The sequence below is a fragment of the Nitrococcus sp. genome (genome assembly GCF_059432795.1).
This window is the reverse complement of record NZ_JBXWZQ010000025.1, coordinates 1-16,394: the sequence shown is the minus strand read 5'-3', so window position 1 is coordinate 16,394 and position 16,394 is coordinate 1. Positions and strand designations below refer to the sequence as shown.

Annotated in this window: 16 protein-coding genes; 13 read left to right on the top strand and 3 right to left on the bottom strand. The window is 61.8% G+C overall.

The window, feature by feature from the left end; all coding sequences use genetic code 11:
• The 13 genes from hisS to phoU form a co-directional block, all read left to right on the top strand.
• Nucleotides 1-1,208: histidine--tRNA ligase (hisS, locus tag AC52Q4_RS02220; RefSeq protein ID WP_495535171.1), on the top strand; the 1,208-nt coding region annotated here is incomplete at its 5' end.
• Nucleotides 1,209-1,244: 36 nt separating this feature from the next.
• Nucleotides 1,245-1,886: a YfgM family protein gene (locus tag AC52Q4_RS02215; protein ID WP_495535170.1), complete on the top strand. Its 642-nt coding sequence runs from the start codon at nt 1,245-1,247 to the stop codon at nt 1,884-1,886.
• A complete protein-coding gene (gene bamB / locus AC52Q4_RS02210; RefSeq protein ID WP_495535169.1) occupies nt 1,883-3,034 on the top strand; it encodes an outer membrane protein assembly factor BamB in 1,152 nt (383 codons plus the stop codon). Before AC52Q4_RS02215 ends, bamB begins: the two co-directional genes overlap by 4 nt.
• A gap of 17 nt (nt 3,035-3,051) precedes the next feature.
• On the top strand, nt 3,052-3,813 hold the full coding sequence (locus AC52Q4_RS02205; RefSeq protein WP_495535168.1) for an NRDE family protein: 762 nt from the start codon (nt 3,052-3,054) through the stop codon (nt 3,811-3,813).
• 81 nt (nt 3,814-3,894) lie between these two features.
• The gene (adk, locus tag AC52Q4_RS02200; RefSeq protein WP_495535167.1) at nt 3,895-4,551 is read left to right on the top strand and encodes an adenylate kinase; all 657 of its coding nucleotides are present in this window, start codon (nt 3,895-3,897) and stop codon (nt 4,549-4,551) included.
• Between the two features lie 79 nt (nt 4,552-4,630).
• Nucleotides 4,631-5,986: an NfeD family protein gene (locus AC52Q4_RS02195; RefSeq protein ID WP_495535166.1), complete on the top strand. Its 1,356-nt coding sequence runs from the start codon at nt 4,631-4,633 to the stop codon at nt 5,984-5,986.
• Between the two features lie 50 nt (nt 5,987-6,036).
• On the top strand, nt 6,037-6,621 hold the full coding sequence (pdxH, locus tag AC52Q4_RS02190; protein WP_495535165.1) for a pyridoxamine 5'-phosphate oxidase: 585 nt from the start codon (nt 6,037-6,039) through the stop codon (nt 6,619-6,621).
• A gap of 243 nt (nt 6,622-6,864) precedes the next feature.
• Nucleotides 6,865-8,223 carry a phosphate regulon sensor histidine kinase PhoR gene (gene phoR / locus AC52Q4_RS02185; protein WP_495535164.1) on the top strand — a complete coding sequence of 453 codons (1,359 nt, stop codon included), beginning with the start codon at nt 6,865-6,867 and terminating at the stop codon, nt 8,221-8,223.
• Nucleotides 8,224-8,425: 202 nt separating this feature from the next.
• Nucleotides 8,426-9,502, top strand: a complete 1,077-nt coding sequence (gene pstS, locus AC52Q4_RS02180) for a phosphate ABC transporter substrate-binding protein PstS (RefSeq protein ID WP_495535163.1) — start codon at nt 8,426-8,428, stop codon at nt 9,500-9,502.
• A 124-nt stretch (nt 9,503-9,626) separates the two neighbouring features.
• The gene (gene pstC, locus AC52Q4_RS02175; protein ID WP_495535162.1) at nt 9,627-10,619 is read left to right on the top strand and encodes a phosphate ABC transporter permease subunit PstC; all 993 of its coding nucleotides are present in this window, start codon (nt 9,627-9,629) and stop codon (nt 10,617-10,619) included.
• Between the two features lie 11 nt (nt 10,620-10,630).
• Nucleotides 10,631-11,464, top strand: a complete 834-nt coding sequence (pstA, locus tag AC52Q4_RS02170; RefSeq protein WP_495535161.1) for a phosphate ABC transporter permease PstA — start codon at nt 10,631-10,633, stop codon at nt 11,462-11,464.
• 13 nt (nt 11,465-11,477) lie between these two features.
• Nucleotides 11,478-12,383, top strand: a complete 906-nt coding sequence (gene pstB, locus AC52Q4_RS02165; RefSeq protein ID WP_495535160.1) for a phosphate ABC transporter ATP-binding protein PstB — start codon at nt 11,478-11,480, stop codon at nt 12,381-12,383.
• Nucleotides 12,384-12,438: 55 nt separating this feature from the next.
• Nucleotides 12,439-13,161 carry a phosphate signaling complex protein PhoU gene (gene phoU, locus AC52Q4_RS02160; protein WP_495535172.1) on the top strand — a complete coding sequence of 241 codons (723 nt, stop codon included), beginning with the start codon at nt 12,439-12,441 and terminating at the stop codon, nt 13,159-13,161.
• Here the strand turns inward: phoU and argF are convergent.
• The 3 genes from argF to AC52Q4_RS02145 form a co-directional block, all read right to left on the bottom strand.
• Entirely contained in the window at nt 13,142-14,053 is a 912-nt protein-coding gene (gene argF, locus AC52Q4_RS02155) for an ornithine carbamoyltransferase (protein ID WP_495535159.1), read from the bottom strand. The genes phoU and argF overlap by 20 nt on opposite strands.
• A 3-nt stretch (nt 14,054-14,056) precedes the next feature.
• A complete protein-coding gene (locus tag AC52Q4_RS02150; protein ID WP_495535158.1) occupies nt 14,057-15,247 on the bottom strand; it encodes an aspartate aminotransferase family protein in 1,191 nt (396 codons plus the stop codon).
• A gap of 119 nt (nt 15,248-15,366) precedes the next feature.
• The gene (locus tag AC52Q4_RS02145) at nt 15,367-15,954 is read right to left on the bottom strand and encodes a superoxide dismutase (protein WP_495535157.1); all 588 of its coding nucleotides are present in this window, start codon (nt 15,952-15,954) and stop codon (nt 15,367-15,369) included.
• Between the last annotated feature and the right edge of the window lie 440 nt (nt 15,955-16,394).

Here is a 16,394-nt window from a genome sequence, read left to right as displayed (position 1 = left end):
TCGAGACCCCGCTGTGTGCAGTGCGCGCCGCCTACGACTATCAGGAACTCCGTTGGCCCCTCGTGGAGAAGACGGCATTGTGGGCCCGCGCCATGGGCGAGGTACCCGACATGGTCGAACCGGAGATGTATACCGTCGAGGACCGCAACGGCGAGAGCATCACGCTGCGCCCAGAAGGAACGGCCGGGGCGGTTCGTGCCTGCATTGAGCATGGCCTGTTGCATGGAGCTCAACCCCGCCTCTGGTACGGTGGCGCCATGTTTCGCTACGAACGGCCGCAGAAGGGGCGTTATCGGCAGTTTCATCAGATCGGCGCGGAGGTTTTCGGGGCGCCGGGGCCGGATATCGACGCGGAAATGATTCTGATGACCGGCCGAATGCTGCGCTCACTCGGGCTTGTTGACCTCGAGTTGCAGATCAACTCGCTCGGCACGCCGACTTCCCGCACCGCGTATCGTGAGCGGCTGGTGAGCTACTTTCAAAGTCATCATGAGCGCCTGGATGAGGACGGGCGGCGACGGCTGCACACCAACCCCCTGCGTATCCTGGACAGCAAGAGCCCGGCGATGCAGCCTCTGATCGCAGAGGCACCGAGCATTCTGAACCACTTGGATGAGAGCTCACGGGGCCATCTCGAACGGATGACCGAAATCCTGGACGCCGCGGGAGTCGCCTACACACTCAATCCTCGGCTGGTGCGCGGGTTGGATTATTATACCCGCACGGTCTTTGAATGGACGACTGAGCAGCTCGGTGCCCAGGGCACCGTCTGTGCGGGCGGACGGTACGACGGCCTAGTCGAGCAGATCGGCGGGGCACCGACGCCCGCCATCGGCTTTGCACTCGGAATCGAGCGCTTGGTCGCCTTGGTTGCAGAAGCAGGTCGGACACCATCGAAGCGGTCGCTGCATGCGTACCTGGTGGTCGTCGGAGAGGAGGCTATGGTTCCCGCGTATCGATTAGCGGAGGGTCTGCGCGATAGCCTGCCGTGGTTAAGTTTACGCGTGAACAGCGGCGGCGGCTCTTTCAAGAGCCAATTCAAACGGGCCGATCGCAGCGGCGCCCGGTATGCAATCATCCTCGCGGCCGAGGAGATCGCCGCCGGGCGCTTCTCGGTCAAGGACTTGCGGGAGCCAACCACCCAGTGGCGCCTGAGCGAGGCTGAACTTACCGCACTGTTAGCGCGCTGCAACGATGGGCAGGCATGACTCGGCTGCCCGGGGCATGAAACGAGGAAGCGAAGCGTGGTTGGTTATAGGTCGGAAGAAGAGCAAATCGATCAGATCCGTCGCTGGTGGAGTGAGTACGGGCGCTCGGTGATCGCCGGGGTGATCATCGCGCTCGTCGGTATCTTGGGCTGGCAACAATGGAATGCCTATCAGGATCGCCAGGAAATGGCTGCGGCGGCCGCCTATCAAGCGTTGCTCGCCGATCTCGGGGATGACAACACGGCAGCGGCAAAGAGCCGGGCCGAGCAACTGCAAAACGAGCACGAGAATAGCGTTTACGCGGTACTTGCCGCCTTTCAGATGGCCGGCCGCTACGTCGAGAACGATGATCTGCCGGCGGCAGCTCAAGTGCTGCGCTGGGTGCTTGAGCATTCGCCAGAGCCGGTTCTGCAGACGATTGCACGGCTGCGCCTGGCACGGGTGCTATTGGGCTCCGGTGATGCCGGCAAGGCGTTGGACGTAGCAAAGCCGGTGCCCGAAGATGGTTTTGCCGGCCCGTTTCGGGAGTTGCTCGGCGATATTCACACGGCGCGCTCCGAGCGCGACGCGGCCATAAAGGCCTATCGGGCGGCGCTCGCCGCCGGCGTCAACACCCGGCGCCGTGGCCTGATCCAGGCCAAGCTCAACGACCTCGGTGTTGCGGAGTCCACATTGTGAGGCATGCGCTGCTGCTTCCGGCGTTACTGCTCACCCTGATCGCCTGTACGACATCGGATCGTTTGCGATCGACCTCGGTGCCGAGCGAGCTGAATGACATCACGACCCCGCTGCAGGCCCGCTTGGCATGGGAGGCCGACGTTGGACGCACCGAGCTGGTAAGCGAGCGGCTTCGCCCGGTTCTCGCTGGGGACCGCCTTTACGCGGCCGCCAGCGACGGCAGCGTAACAGCCTTGCACGCCGACGATGGCAAGCGGATTTGGCGCAAGGAGCTGGATCAACGCGTCTCCGGTGGGCCGGCGGCTGGCGAGGACCTGGTGGTCGTGGGCACGCGCAAGGGGGAGGTGTTGGGGCTGGCTTCCGCCGACGGGCAGCTGCTATGGATCTCGGGCGTAACGAGCGAAGTTCTGGCCCCCCCCGCGCTCGGGCAAGGGCAGGTAGTGGTGCGCACCAACGACGGCCGGGTGTTCGGGCTCGATGGGGAAACGGGCGAGCGCCAGTGGATCTACGATCGCAACGTTCCCGTCCTTTCGCTGCGCGGTCACGGCTCGCCGGTGCTCGTGCAGGGCGGCGTGATCGTCGGCTTCGACAACGGTCGTGTCGCGGCGTTGAGCTTGCGTGACGGAACGCCGGTGTGGGAGCAAAACGTTGCGGTTGCCCAGGGACGCTCCGAACTCGAGCAGATGGTCGACGTCGACGCAGACCCTGTGGTCGTGCAGGGCGGTGTGTTTGCGGCGAGCTACCAAGGACGGATTGCCGGGCTGAGTCTGCGCGATGGGCATATTGTCTGGGCGCGAGCGCTTTCGACTTATACTGGTGTCGCGGTCGATGCCAATAATGTATATGCGAGCGACGCTGAGGGCCGTATCTGGGCTTTCGATCGCTTCAGCGGTGCGTCGGTTTGGCGCCAGGACGTCTTTCAGGGAGAGCGCATGAGCGCTCCGGCCGTTTATTCGGATTATGTTGTGGTCGGAGGCTCCGACGGCTTTTTGAATTGGCTTTCCGTTGATGACGGCCGGCTGCTGGCGCGCCAGGAGGTGGATGACTCGCGGCTCAATAATACCCCGCTTGTTGCCGGTGAGCGCGTTTTCGTGCAGTCGATGGGGGGGCGGCTGGCTGCCTATGAGCTCGATGCAACCCGCGATTGACCGTAGCGGAGGGCGTGATGTGCCTGTTGCTGCTTGCTTATCGGGTCTGCACGGGCTACCCGCTGATCATTGCAGCCAATCGCGATGAATTTCATGAGCGTGCGGCCGAGCCCGCCCATTGGTGGACGGCGCCGCGGATTTTTGCCGGACGGGATCTCGAAGCGGGCGGCACCTGGATTGGTATCTCCCGTGGCGGGCGAATCGCCGCGGTCACCAATTATCGTGATCCTTCAATCACCGAGCCGGGTGTCGCTTCGCGGGGCGAGTTGCCGGTGACCGCGCTGGCCCGGGGTGAGGACGACGATCTTTTCAGTCATTTCCAGCGTGACGGGCACCGCTACAATGGTTTTAATTTGCTGTTCGGCTCACCGGCGCGCCTGCTCTACGTATCCAACCGGGGCGAGCGGCGCGATGGGCTTGCGGCGGGAGTTTATGCGCTGAGCAACGACGTGCTCGACACGCCTTGGCCGAAAGTCGCGCGTGGCAAGGCGCGGTTGATGGACTATTTGAAGGGCTGCTGCCCGCCCGAGGCCGAGGGTTTGTTTGAGCTGCTCCGCGATCGGCACCGCCCCCCCGATTCGGCCTTGCCCGATACCGCCATCGGGCTGGAATGGGAGCGAGCGCTTGCACCGATGTTCATCGTGACGCAGCGTTACGGCACGCGTTGTTCGACTGTGATCACCATGAACGAGCGCAGCGAGGTACTCTTCGCGGAACGCACCTTCGACCGGCAAGGCCATCAAGTCGGTTACGTGCTCGAGCGCTTTCAGGCCACTTAGGATTAGCGGGAAGCCAATGTGTAAACGCCTGATTCAATTTTGTGCTGCCTGGCACCGAGATGAGCGCAGGAGATTACTCGTATGCGAATAATTCTATTGGGTCCGCCGGGCGCAGGGAAAGGTACACAGGCCGCCGACGTGTGCCGGTGCTATGGCATACCTCAGATCTCCACTGGTGACATGCTCCGTGCGGCGGTGAAGGAGGGCACGGCGCTCGGGCACGAGGCCAAGGCGGTGATGGAGACGGGCGGCCTGGTCAGTGATGACATCATCATCAAACTGGTCAAGGAACGTATTGCTCAGCCGGATTGCGCCAATGGGTTCCTCTTCGACGGCTTCCCGCGGACTCTTACCCAGGCGGACGCCTTGAGGGATGAGCGCATCCGCTTCGACTATGTCATCGAACTGCAACTCGCCAACGAGGAAATTGTGCGTCGTTTGAGTGGACGGCGCGTTCATCCGGGATCGGGACGCGTTTATCACCGCCTGTACAACCCACCCAAGGTCGATGATCGGGACGATGTGACCGGTGAGCCGCTGGTACAGCGCGAAGACGACCGCGAGGAGACGGTGCGCGAGCGTTTGCGCGTCTACCATGAACAGACCCAGCCATTGGTGGCGTACTATAAAGCATGGGCCGCGGAGGACGATACGGGCGCGCCGCGTTATCGCGTCATCGACGGTCGAGGGCGTGTAGCGGAAGTCCAAGAGCGGATCCGGGCGGCGCTCGGCGATTGAACGCCAGGCGTCGGTTGACGATTCAGCCGTATGAAGCCTGCCAGGCGCTGCCGTTGCCCTAGGGATACGGGAGACACCGATGCGCGCTATGCTCGTTGCGATCCTGGCTTGGTCGCTGGCTACCGCGGCAGCCGCCAACGGCCGTGCTCTGCTGCTGAACATCGACGGTGCAATCGGTCCGGCCACCAGCGATTACATCGGCACTGAGTTGAGCCGGGCCCAGGAACAGGGCGTGGCGCTCGTGATTCTGGAGATGGACACCCCGGGCGGGCTGGATACCTCCATGCGCGATATCATTCAAGCCATCCTGAGCTCGCCCGTTCCGATCGTCACATATGTCGCGCCGAGCGGCTCGCGCGCTGCGAGCGCCGGCACGTACATTCTGTATGCCTCCCATGTGGCCGCCATGGCCCCCGGAACAAACCTCGGTGCGGCAACGCCGGTGCAGGTGGGTGGAATGCCTGGCCCACCTTCGCCCGGTCCGGACGAAGGCTCGGAGGAGGGCTCAGAGAAAGGCAAGGAAGGCGACACCGCGCCGAGCACTGCGATGGAGCGCAAGATGGTCAATGACGCCGTCGCCTACATCCGCTCGCTCGCCGAATTGCGCGGGCGCAATGCGGAATGGGCGGAGAAAGCGGTGCGCGAGGCCGCGAGCCTTCCGGCCCACCAAGCCTTGGAGATGGATGTCATCGACGTGGTGGCCGATGACGTCGAGCAGCTACTGGGCAAAATCAATGGCCGCACCGTGAAGCTTGCGACGGGTGAGGCAACTTTGGCAACGGATGGACTGGAGGTCGAGCGCGTCGAGCCTGGGTGGCGTACGCGGATATTGGCGGTGCTCACCAACCCCAATGTGGCCTACGTCCTGATGCTGCTGGGGATTTACGGGCTTTTCTTCGAGCTCGCCAACCCCGGCGCGATCCTTCCGGGAGTGCTGGGTGGCATTTCTCTGCTACTCGCGCTTTTCGCCTTTCAGGCGTTGCCAATTAATTACGCCGGTTTGGGACTGATCCTGCTTGGTATTATCTTCATGATTGCAGAGGCTTTCGCACCGAGCTTCGGGGCGCTGGGGCTAGGGGGGGTGGTCGCTTTCGTGATGGGATCGGTCATGCTGATCGACACCGATGTGCCGGGTTTCCAGCTCTCGATGCTGCTTATCATCGGCTTTGCTGCCGCCAGTCTTTTGCTGCTGCTGGCTAGCGCCGGTTTTGCGATTCGCGCCCACAAACGGCCCGTCGTAGCGGGGCGCCAGCAGATGGTGGGCAGTGTGGGCACGGCTTCGGCCGATTTCGAGGGCACGGGTTGGATCCAAATCCATGGCGAGCGCTGGCGGGCACAGTGTGACGTGGCGTTACGCGCCGGGCAACGTGTCCGTGTGATCGACCTGGATGGCCTATTGCTGCGGGTGGAGCCGGTCGAGGACTCGCGTTCGTAACGCTGCTGCAATGCTACACTACGCCGCAACCTTGGCAATAGCGGGTCTGCATGGAAGTCTATCGTGATGCCATCGAGCGGTTCCAGCGCCTCTTCGAGCGCGCCCAGAACGTGGGCTTGGCCGAGCCGGCGGCGATAACGCTGGCGACGGCGGACCGAGAGGGCCGTCCCAGCGCGCGTACTGTCCTGCTCAAGGAGGTGAGCGAGGCGGGTTTCGTGTTCTACACCAACACCCATAGCCGCAAGGGCCGGCAGCTCAGCGAAAATCCTCGCGCTGCCCTGTGTCTGTTCTGGCAACCGTTGATGGAGCAGGTTCTCGTGGAGGGCAGCGTGCGCCTGGTCCGTCCGCAGGAAGCGGACCGCTATTGGGCGACGCGGGCACGGGCCAGTCAGCTCGGCGCGTGGGCCTCTGAGCAGTCGCAGCCATTGCCGAACCGTACATGGCTTGAGAAGCGGGTCCAGGAACTGGAAGGGCGCTATGCCGATCAGCCGGTTCCGCGGCCGGCGCATTGGACGGGCTATCGGTTGGCGCCGGATCTGATCGAATTCTGGTCCGCGCGCCCAGGGCGGCTACACGATCGTTATCGGTATTGGCTCGATGAAACGGTATGGCGCTGCGGGTGGTTCCAGCCATAAGCGGTTGGTCGCCGCTGCCCTTAGGCGGTTGTCGAGGCCGATTGCAAATCCCGCCGGGTGAGGAATGGCTCCGCCGGGAACGTTGTTGGCGACAGGCGGCCGCGCTGCGCGGCTCCGTCATCGGCAGATCGATAATAGCCGTTTTCGTTGCTCTGTCCGATTGCTCCCAAAGGGTTCTTGTTCCTGGAACTCTCGCCTCAGCGTGAGAGGCTTTCATGCGCAGCGACCGAATCGATATCCTCCATGCTGGTAAGTAGCCCTTGGCCCGCAGCCACGGGGCGGCTCGTTCTGCTTCTGGTGGTCGCCGTTTCGATCGGTCTGGGGACCGGGCATCTCACGCTGGCATTGCTGGTCGCCTTGGTGATTGTGCTGTGTGTCCAGCTCCGCAGCCTAGTGCGTCTCGAGCGTTGGTTGCGGCGAGGGCGTCAGTTGCGGCCGCCCCAATCGGACGGTCTGTGGGGGGCGCTGTTCGATCATCTCTACCTTTTGCAACGCCGCCATCGTCATCGCCGGCGGCGTTTGGCCGAGCTGTTGCGACGCTTCAAAGAGTCGGCCAACGCCATGCCTGACGCCACTGTCGTGCTCCGGGGCAAAGGAGAGATGCAATGGTGGAACGCCGCTGCGACCCGCTATCTCGGGCTTGAGTGGCCGCGTGACCAAGGCCAGCGTATTGCCAACCTCTTACGTCACCCGATCTTCCACGAATTCCTGGCGCGTGACGACTGGCACGAATCCGTCAAAGTCCCCTCGCCGTGTGATGGGCATTTGGTTTTGGAGATCCGCATCGTGCCTTATGGCCAGGACCGCAAATTGCTGCTAGCCCGCGACGTGACCCGCATCCATCGTCTCGAGAGAATGCGGCGAGACTTTGTGACCAACATCACTCATGAGCTGCGTACCCCGCTGACCGTGATCGAGGGAGTGGCCGAAACACTCTCCGGAGAGGAGGCGTGCCGGGTAGAGGAGTTGCAGCAATCGCTCGCCTTGATCCGGGAGCAGAGTCAGCGGATGAGCCAGCTGGTAAATGACCTCTTGCTGCTCTCACGATTGGAGACCGGTGAGCGTCAACCGGCCGCGGTGCCGGTTGACATCGCGTCGATACTGAAAGCACTCAGCGCGGAGGCCACCGCTCTGAGCGGTGGTCGACACCGCATCGAACTCGAAGTTGACGAGGCGTTGCAACTTCGCGGCGATGCAACCGAGCTGCGCAGTGCCTTCTCGAATCTCGTGGTCAATGCCGTTAAGTACACACCGGCCGGCGGCCGAATCGTCGTGCGCTGGTTTGCTGACGATGAAGCGGCACATCTGCAGGTGGCCGACAGCGGACCAGGCATCCCGCCGCACCACCTGCCGCGATTGACCGAGCGCTTCTACCGGGTGGACAGCGCGGCGAGTGGCACAAGGCGGGGCACGGGCCTCGGCTTGGCGATCGTCAAACATGTACTCAGCCGTCACGACGGTGAACTCCATATCCAGAGTCAGCTCGGAGTCGGCAGCACATTTGATTGTCGCTTCCCGGCGAGACTTTGTCTGCGCAGACCGGCGGCGGGGACATCGGCAGGGAAGAGCCTGCATGGCGGCAGTAGCAAGGGCAGCCGGTGAGATGACATGCATCGTGCGGCGTCATGGAAGTGTAATACAGTCCCGGTAAGCTGAATCGGGGGGCGCGTACACAACGAAGCCGAACGATGCAGGCCGAGGGTCGGGCAAGCATGAGGCTTTAAGCGTCGGCTCAGGGGGCAAGCCCCGACCGGACATCGCGGCAAAAGGTTGGAAATCCAGTTCAATGCCTGAGGAGAGCAGAATGCGAAAAGGATTGAGGCGGGCATTCGTGCTCGGTGCCATTGTGATCACCGCGGGCGCGCTTGTCGCCGCCGCAGCGAGTGAGAGCAAGCGGATCGATGGGGCCGGCGCGACCTTCCCTTACCCGATTTACAGTAAGTGGGCCGCGGCCTATCACAAGGTCGATGGCGTTAGGGTGAACTACCAGTCCATCGGCTCGGGCGGCGGCATCAAGCAGATTAAGGCGGGAACGGTGGATTTTGGTGCCTCGGATGCCCCGTTGGTCAAAAAGGAGCTCGACGCTGGCGGATTGGTGCAATTTCCCATGATCATCGGCGGCGTGGTGCCGGTGGTCAACCTTCCAGGTGTCGAACGCGGCACGCTGAAGCTGACGGGGCGGCTGCTCGCGGACATTTTCCGCGGTCGGATCACACGCTGGAACGACCCCGCGTTGCAAAAGGTCAATCCCAAACTGAACTTGCCCGGGCTGCCCATCACGGTGGTTCACCGCTCCGATGGATCGGGGACCACCTGGATATACACCAATTATCTGAGCAAGATCAGCTCGACCTGGAAGCAGCAAGTGGGCAACGCCAAAGCGGTCAGCTGGCCCACGGGGGTGGGCGGTAAAGGCAATGAAGGCGTTGCTTCCTATGTGGCCCGGCTCAAGGGAGCCATCGGCTACGTAGAGTTCGCCTATGCGCTGCAAAACCGGATGAATCACGTGCGCCTGCGCAACCGGGACGGCCACTTCGTCGAGCCGAGCATCGAGACTTTTCAAGCGGCCGCAGCGGGTGCCGATTGGACGCACGCACCTGGCTTCTACCTGGTGTTGACGGATCAGCCCGGCAAACAGAGCTGGCCGATCAGCGGGGCGAGTTTCATCCTGATGCACGAGACCCAGGACGAGGCGGCCACGGGTCGGGCGGTACTCGAGTTTTTTGCCTGGTGCTTGGAAAATGGTAATGAGATGGCGGTGGCCTTACACTACGTGCCGTTGCCGAACAGTGTCGTCCGGCAGGTCAAAGACCTCTGGGAAAAGAGGGTACGCACGTCGAATGATAAGCCGATCTGGCCGCCCGCCGAGTCGCGTCGGTAAATGGTGCGGTTTGACCTCCTGCATCTAAGCTGATACACAAAAGCCGCCCCTGACGGGCGGCTTTTCGCTGCGTGTATTCGCACTGCGGCGCCACTTTGCCAACACACCATGCGCGGAGCGCATCATGGAGCAGGCTGTCAGCATACAGGCGACGAGCGCCGAGCGCGTTCTGCAGCGTAGGCTGCGGCGGGGATATTTGGCGGATCGGTTGTTTGCCGCCACCACTTGGCTGTTCGCCATGGTGGTGCTTGCCATCGTCTTTGCGATTTGCCTGGCGCTTCTGATCGGGGCGTGGCCGGCGATCCGTCAGTTCGGCTTCGGTTTTCTCACCAGTACCCAGTGGAACCCGGTGACGGACGTCTACGGTGCCGTGGTGCCCATTACCGGCACTCTGGTGACCTCGGCGATCGCGATGATCATCGCCGTACCGGTGAGCTTCGGCATTGCCGTGTTCATTACCGAGCTGGCTCCCCTATGGCTGCGCCGCCCGATCGGCACCGCGATCGAGTTGCTGGCGGCCATACCGAGCATCATCTATGGCATGTGGGGTTTGTTCGTGTTCGCGCCCCTGTTTGCCGATCACGTCCAGCCCTGGTTGAGCGAGTACCTCGGTGATCTTCCTCTGATCGGCGCGCTGTTCTCCGGGCCGCCGCTCGGCATTGGGGTGTTCACGGCCGGCGTGATTCTGGCGATCATGGTGATTCCCTTTATCAGTGCCGTGATGCGTGACGTTTTCGAGTTGGTGCCGGCAGTACTCAAGGAATCTGCCTACGGTCTCGGCGCCACGACTTGGGAAGTGCTGCGCTCCGTCGTGCTGCCCTATACCAAGGTGGGTGTCGCCGGGGGCATCATGCTCGGTCTCGGTCGGGCGCTGGGCGAGACCATGGCGGTGACGTTCGTGATCGGCAACGCCCACCAGTTCAACATCTCACTGTTCATGCCCGGCAACACGATTTCTTCGACCCTCGCCAACGAGTTCACCGAGGCGACGGGTGAGCTTTACACCTCCGCGCTGATCGAACTGGGATTGGTGCTCTTTTTCATCACCTTTCTGGTGCTCGCACTCGCCAAGCTGCTGCTGCTGCGGCTCACGGCGAAGGAAGGCGAGCGTACTTGAGGCACAAGCGCATGACTCTGTACGCCCGCCGACGCATCATAAACGCTGTGAGCCTGACGTTGTCGATGTTCGCCACCGTCTTCGGTCTGTTCTGGCTGGGCTGGCTGCTTTGGACCTTGGTGGCGCAAGGCCTGCCATGGCTCGATCTGAGCGTCTTTTCGGAAACGACACCGCCGCCCGGTGATTCCGGGGGTCTTGCCAATGCCCTCGTGGGCACCCTGCTGCTCACTGCAAGCGGCGTCGTGATCGGCGCGCCGATCGGCATTCTGGCCGGCACCTATCTTTCCGAGTTCGGGCGCAGCACGCGGTTGGCGCCGGTGATCCGATTCGTGAACGATATCCTGCTGAGCGCGCCGTCGATCGTGATGGGCGTGTTCATCTATGAGCTCATCGTCCTTCGTACGGGTCATTTCTCGGGGTGGGCGGGCGGCGCCGCCCTCGCCCTTATCGTCATACCGATCGTGGTGCGCACGACGGAGGACATGCTCTGCCTCGTGCCCGTGAGTTTGCGGGAAGCGGCAGCCGCGCTCGGGGCCCCTCGCTGGCGCGTGATAGTCGCCGTCGTCTATAGGGCCTCACGTGCGGGGATATTGACCGGCGTGCTGCTGGCGGTGGCACGCATAAGCGGCGAGACGGCACCGCTGCTGTTCACGGCCTTGAACAATCAGTTCTGGAGCCTCGACATGAGCGGCGCTATCGCAAATCTGCCGGTGGTGATCTTCCAATTCGCCATGAGCCCTTATGAGGACTGGCATCATTTGGCTTGGGCTGGAGCGCTGTTGATTACGACGGGTATCCTGATGCTGAATATCATCGCACGCGTCCTCGGCAGAGCGCGCAAATAGGGTGAGCTGGGCCATGGCTTACGATGGATCGAGTGCAAGGGGCGGTATCGACCTGCGCCAGAGTGGGGACGAGCAACGGGAGCAAACGGAGGCGGCGGGCGCGCATCGGCTGAGGCGGTTGCCGCAGGCCGACGAAATCGCCGAACAACCGGACAAAGGATCGTCCGACACCCGCATCGAGGTGCGGGATTTGAATTTCTTCTATGGGCAGTTCCAGGCGCTGCAGGATATCAACCTGGAATTGCGTTCGCGTCGCGTGACCGCTTTCATCGGTCCGTCCGGCTGCGGTAAGTCCACGTTGCTCAGGACGTTCAATCGCATTTACGAGCTCTATCCGAGGCAGTATGCGACTGGCGAGATCATTATCGATGGCGAGAATATTCTCGACAAGCGCCAGGATCTGAATCTTTTGCGTTCGCGCGTCGGCATGGTGTTTCAAAAGCCGACGCCGTTTCCGATGTCCATTTACGACAATATTGCGTTCGGTGTCCGACTCTACGAGTGTCTCAGCCGCTATGATATGAGTGAGCGTGTGGAATGGGCCCTGCGCAAAGCCGCCTTGTGGGACGAGGTCAAGGATAAGCTCAAGCAGAGCGGAACGTTGCTCTCCGGAGGCCAGCAGCAAAGGCTTTGTCTCGCCCGCGCCGTGGCGGTCAAACCGGAAATTCTGTTGCTCGACGAACCGGCATCCGCGCTGGATCCGATCTCGACGCTGAAGATCGAAGAGCTCATTAAGGAACTCAAGGACGATTACACGATCATTATCGTCACCCACAACATGCAGCAGGCGGCACGGGTTTCCGATTCCACGGCGTTCATGTATTTGGGACAATTGGTGGAGTTCGCCGATACGGATACGATCTTCACCCGACCACGCGAGAAGAAGACCGAGGACTATATCACCGGTCGCTACGGCTGATGCCCGAGCAGCCGCGCAACACATGTCGAACGGGTTCCGGCCCGAGGTGGTAGCCATGGACAAGATGAGCTTCTCCCATCACATTTCTCAACAATACAACGAGGAGCTTTGGGGGATTCTCAACAATGTCATGCGGATGGGCGGATTGGTGGAGCAGCAGCTCGCGGATGCGCTGGTGGCTTTGGTGGAAGGGGATAGCGAGCGTGGCGAACTCGTGGTCTCCAGTGACTACAAGGTCAACGCATTCGAGGTGCGTCTCGACGAGGAATGCACCCATGTGCTCGCCCGTCGGCAACCGGCCGCCAGCGATCTGCGCCTGGTCATCGCCGTGGTCAAGACCATTACGGACCTCGAGCGCATTGGCGACGAGGCCGAGCGCATCGGTCGGATGGCGCTGCATTTGCTGGAAGCCGACCGCCGCCGCAGCCCGATGGATGAGGTCGCGGCGCTCGGGGAATTGGTCAAGAAGATGCTGCACGGGGCGTTGGACGCGTTTGCGCGGATGGATACGGAACAGGCGGTCAAGGTGGCGCACGAGGATATCAAAGCCGATGCGCAGTATGAGGCGATCGTGCGGCATCTGATGCAGTACATGGAGGAGAACCCTAAATCCGTGCCGCCGATCATGGATATCCTCTGGTCCGTGCGCTCACTCGAGCGCATCGGCGATCGGTCACGCAATATCTGTGAATACGTAATTTACTTCGTTCGCGGCAAGGACGTGCGCCACACCAGCTTCGAGCAGATGGCGGCCGAGGCTACCGGCGATCGTCACTGAGCAGCAAAAACTCCAAGAGCGCTTTCTGGGCGTGTAGGCGGTTTTCGGCCTCGTCCCAGACAACGCTCTGGGCACCGTCGATGACTTCCGCCTCGACCTCTTCGCCGCGATGCGCCGGCAGGCAATGCATGAACAATGCCTGTGGGTCGGCAAGCTCCATCAGGCCGTCCGTAACCCGGTAAGGTGCCAGATCACGCATGCGCTGCTCGCGCTCGCGCTCCTGGCCCATGCTCGCCCAGACATCGGTAACCACCAAATGCGCTCCACGCAAGGCTTCGCTGGGCTCGGGGATGAGCTCGATGCGTGGGTCGGCGAGCCATTGAGGACCGGGGGCATAGCCGGGCGGGCAGCACACGCGCAAGTTAAAGTCGAGCAGTTGTGCGGCGTTGACATACGAGTGGCACATGTTATTGCCATCACCTATCCAAACGACGGTGCGTCCGCGTATATCGTCCCGCTGCTCCCAATAAGTCTGCAGATCGGCAAGCAGCTGACAGGGGTGGAACTGATCGCTGAGACCGTTGATCACCGGCACCCGCGAGTGCTCGGCGAAGCGCGTGAGCACCTCGTGACCAAAGGTGCGGATCATGACGGCGTCGACCATGCTGGAAATCGCCCGCGCGGTGTCCTCGATGGTTTCTCCGCGGCCGAGCTGAGTATCGCGGGGGGATAGAAACATGGCATGCCCGCCCAGCTGTACCATTCCCGCTTCGAACGACACCCGCGTGCGGGTCGAAGACTTCTCGAAGATCATCGCCAGAACACGGCTTTTCAGCGGCTCATGGGTCACTCCATCCTGGCGCATGCGTTTGAGCTCGATGCCACGCCGGATAAGCGCTTGGAGCTCTTCTGTCGTGCAGTCTGTCAAGGTCAGAAAATGCCGCGGATTCATCGATCAGCCTCTGGTGCCGCTATGAGCGAGGAAGGCGGTGACGAGGTCGATAACGCTGCGAGTGATCCGTGCCGCCTCCTCGTCGGTGATGACCAGTGGTGGCAGCAGACGGACCACACTCTGATCGGTGACATTGATCAGCAACTGCCGATCAAGCGCTTGGCGCACGAGCTCCGTGCAAGGTCGGTCGAGCGCGATGCCATGCATCAGCCCGCGCCCACGGACCGCTTTTACCCCGGTGAGCCCGGCGAGCGCCTCGTGAAGCTGCGCGTGCATACGCTCCCCGAGGCAGCGGGCCCGTTCCGGGAGCGCCTCAGCTTGCAGCGCTTCCAGCACCGCCAAGCCGATCCGGCAGGCCAAGGGGTTGCCGCCGAACGTGGAACCGTGTGAGCCGGGCTCGAAGAGCTTCGCGGCTTTGCCCCGCGTCAGGCAAGCGCCAATGGGAAAGCCATTGCCCAGGGCCTTGGCGAGTGTGAGGACATCGGGGCGAATCCCCGACTCTTGGTGGGCGAACCACGCGCCGGTTCTTCCCATGCCCGTCTGGATTTCGTCGAGCATCAGTAGCCAGTCGCGCTCATTACAGATGCGACGCAGTTCGGCGAGGTAGTTCCTGTCCGGCAGGACTACGCCTGCCTCACCTTGAATCGGTTCCACCAAGACCGCGACAATGCGGCTACTGTTTTGGCCGGCCCGCTCTACTGCCTCCAGATCGTTGTATGGCACGCGGATGAAACCATTGACCAACGGATCGAAGCCAGCCTGTACGCGGCGATTACCGCTTGCGCTGAGCGTTGCCAGGGTACGGCCGTGAAACCCGCCGCCCATCACCATCACGGTCGGCAGATCGACGTCGTGCCGCCGGCCATAAAGACGTGCGAGCTTGATCGCCGCCTCATTGGCCTCCGCGCCCGAGTTGGCGAAGAACGCCGAGGCCATGCCGGTGAGCTCGCAGAGCCGCGCGGCGAGTCGTTCCTGCAGCGGAATGCGATAGAGGTTGGAAGTATGCAGCAGGGTAGCGGCCTGCTCGGTGATCGCTTGCGTAATCATCGGGTGGGAGTGCCCCAGGTTGCTTACCGCGATGCCGCTCACCGCGTCCAGGTAACGCTCACCTTCGCTGTCAATCAGCCAAGCGCCCTCGCCACGTTCGAAAGCGACCGGTAGCCGCGCGTAGGTCGGCATCAGCGGTTCCAACATGCTGTCCATCCTCGTCGGCAGCACCCGATGAAATAAAAAAACAGCCTTACGGCTGCTTTCTGACTCTGCCGATTATAATAGCCGGCGCGGGCGCGGCAAGCGCCCGCGGCGTCGCGGCTTTATTTTTCGAAATTTCGATTGACGAAATCCCAGTTGACCAGGTTCCAGAAGGCTTCCAGATACTTTGGCCGGGCGTTGCGATAATCGATGTAGTAAGCGTGCTCCCAGACGTCGCAGGTCATCAGGGGCACGACACTGTCGTTGGTGAGCGCTGTTTGGGCGTCGTCGGTTTCGACAATCGCCAGCTTGTTATCGGCCTTGTTCTTGACCAGCCAACCCCACCCGGAGCCGAAATTGGCCGCTGTCTTCTCGTTGAATTGCTTGCGCAGTTCCTCGAACGATCCAAAGCTCTCGCGAATCGCATCGGCGATCGGCCCTTTCGGGTCACCCCCGGCGTTGGGAGCCATGCTGTTCCAGTAGAACGTATGGTTCCAAACCTGCGCCGCCTGATTGAAGAGCCCGCCGCTGGCCTTTTTTATTATGGCCTCGAGCTCCATGTTCGCATACTCGGTGCCTTCGATCAGGGCATTCGTCTTGTCCACATACGCCTTGTGATGTTTGCCGTGATGATATTCCAGGGTTTCCTGGGAAATGTACGGCTCTAAGGCGTTCATTGCGAAAGGCAGCTCGGGCAGTTCGATTTTCATGGTTGACTCCTCTGGGCTATTGTTGCTATTGAAAAATGATGATGGGAAGCGCCAGCGATCGCCGCCAGCACAATTCTTTCATACAATCCCTATCGGGCGGAGTTGAGTCCATCGGGCTGGGGGGGATGATCGCCGTTGTGCGATGAAGAACTCTCGGTCGATGCGTGTTTTCGCATCACGACTCAAAGAATTCGGCAATCCATCGGGCGAAATGTTCCCCTTGCATCTATCCGAGCACGGCAACGTCCTCAGGGAACGCAGAACAGTCTTCGACGCTGAGACAACGCAGTCTAAACACCGCTTCCCGATGTTTCAACTGCACGCTGAGCTTGGCTTGCCCCATACAGGGACGGGTTTTTGGCGCCGGATGTGGGCCGACATCATCTCGAGTAGTGTGATCTTTGCTCTTGTGCAAACGGCCGTGCCAGAGTGAAACTACG

Coding starts and splice junctions, on each gene's coding strand:
- AC52Q4_RS02205 (WP_495535168.1), top strand. CDS start 3,052: ATGTGCCTGTTGCTGCTTGCTTATCGGGTCTGCACGGGCTACCCGCTG.
- adk (WP_495535167.1), top strand. CDS start 3,895: ATGCGAATAATTCTATTGGGTCCGCCGGGCGCAGGGAAAGGTACACAG.
- AC52Q4_RS02195 (WP_495535166.1), top strand. CDS start 4,631: ATGCGCGCTATGCTCGTTGCGATCCTGGCTTGGTCGCTGGCTACCGCG.
- pdxH (WP_495535165.1), top strand. CDS start 6,037: ATGGAAGTCTATCGTGATGCCATCGAGCGGTTCCAGCGCCTCTTCGAG.
- phoR (WP_495535164.1), top strand. CDS start 6,865: ATGCTGGTAAGTAGCCCTTGGCCCGCAGCCACGGGGCGGCTCGTTCTG.
- pstS (WP_495535163.1), top strand. CDS start 8,426: ATGCGAAAAGGATTGAGGCGGGCATTCGTGCTCGGTGCCATTGTGATC.
- pstC (WP_495535162.1), top strand. CDS start 9,627: ATGGAGCAGGCTGTCAGCATACAGGCGACGAGCGCCGAGCGCGTTCTG.
- pstA (WP_495535161.1), top strand. CDS start 10,631: ATGACTCTGTACGCCCGCCGACGCATCATAAACGCTGTGAGCCTGACG.
- pstB (WP_495535160.1), top strand. CDS start 11,478: ATGGCTTACGATGGATCGAGTGCAAGGGGCGGTATCGACCTGCGCCAG.
- phoU (WP_495535172.1), top strand. CDS start 12,439: ATGGACAAGATGAGCTTCTCCCATCACATTTCTCAACAATACAACGAG.
- argF (WP_495535159.1), bottom strand. CDS start 14,053: ATGAATCCGCGGCATTTTCTGACCTTGACAGACTGCACGACAGAAGAG.
- AC52Q4_RS02150 (WP_495535158.1), bottom strand. CDS start 15,247: ATGTTGGAACCGCTGATGCCGACCTACGCGCGGCTACCGGTCGCTTTC.
- AC52Q4_RS02145 (WP_495535157.1), bottom strand. CDS start 15,954: ATGAAAATCGAACTGCCCGAGCTGCCTTTCGCAATGAACGCCTTAGAG.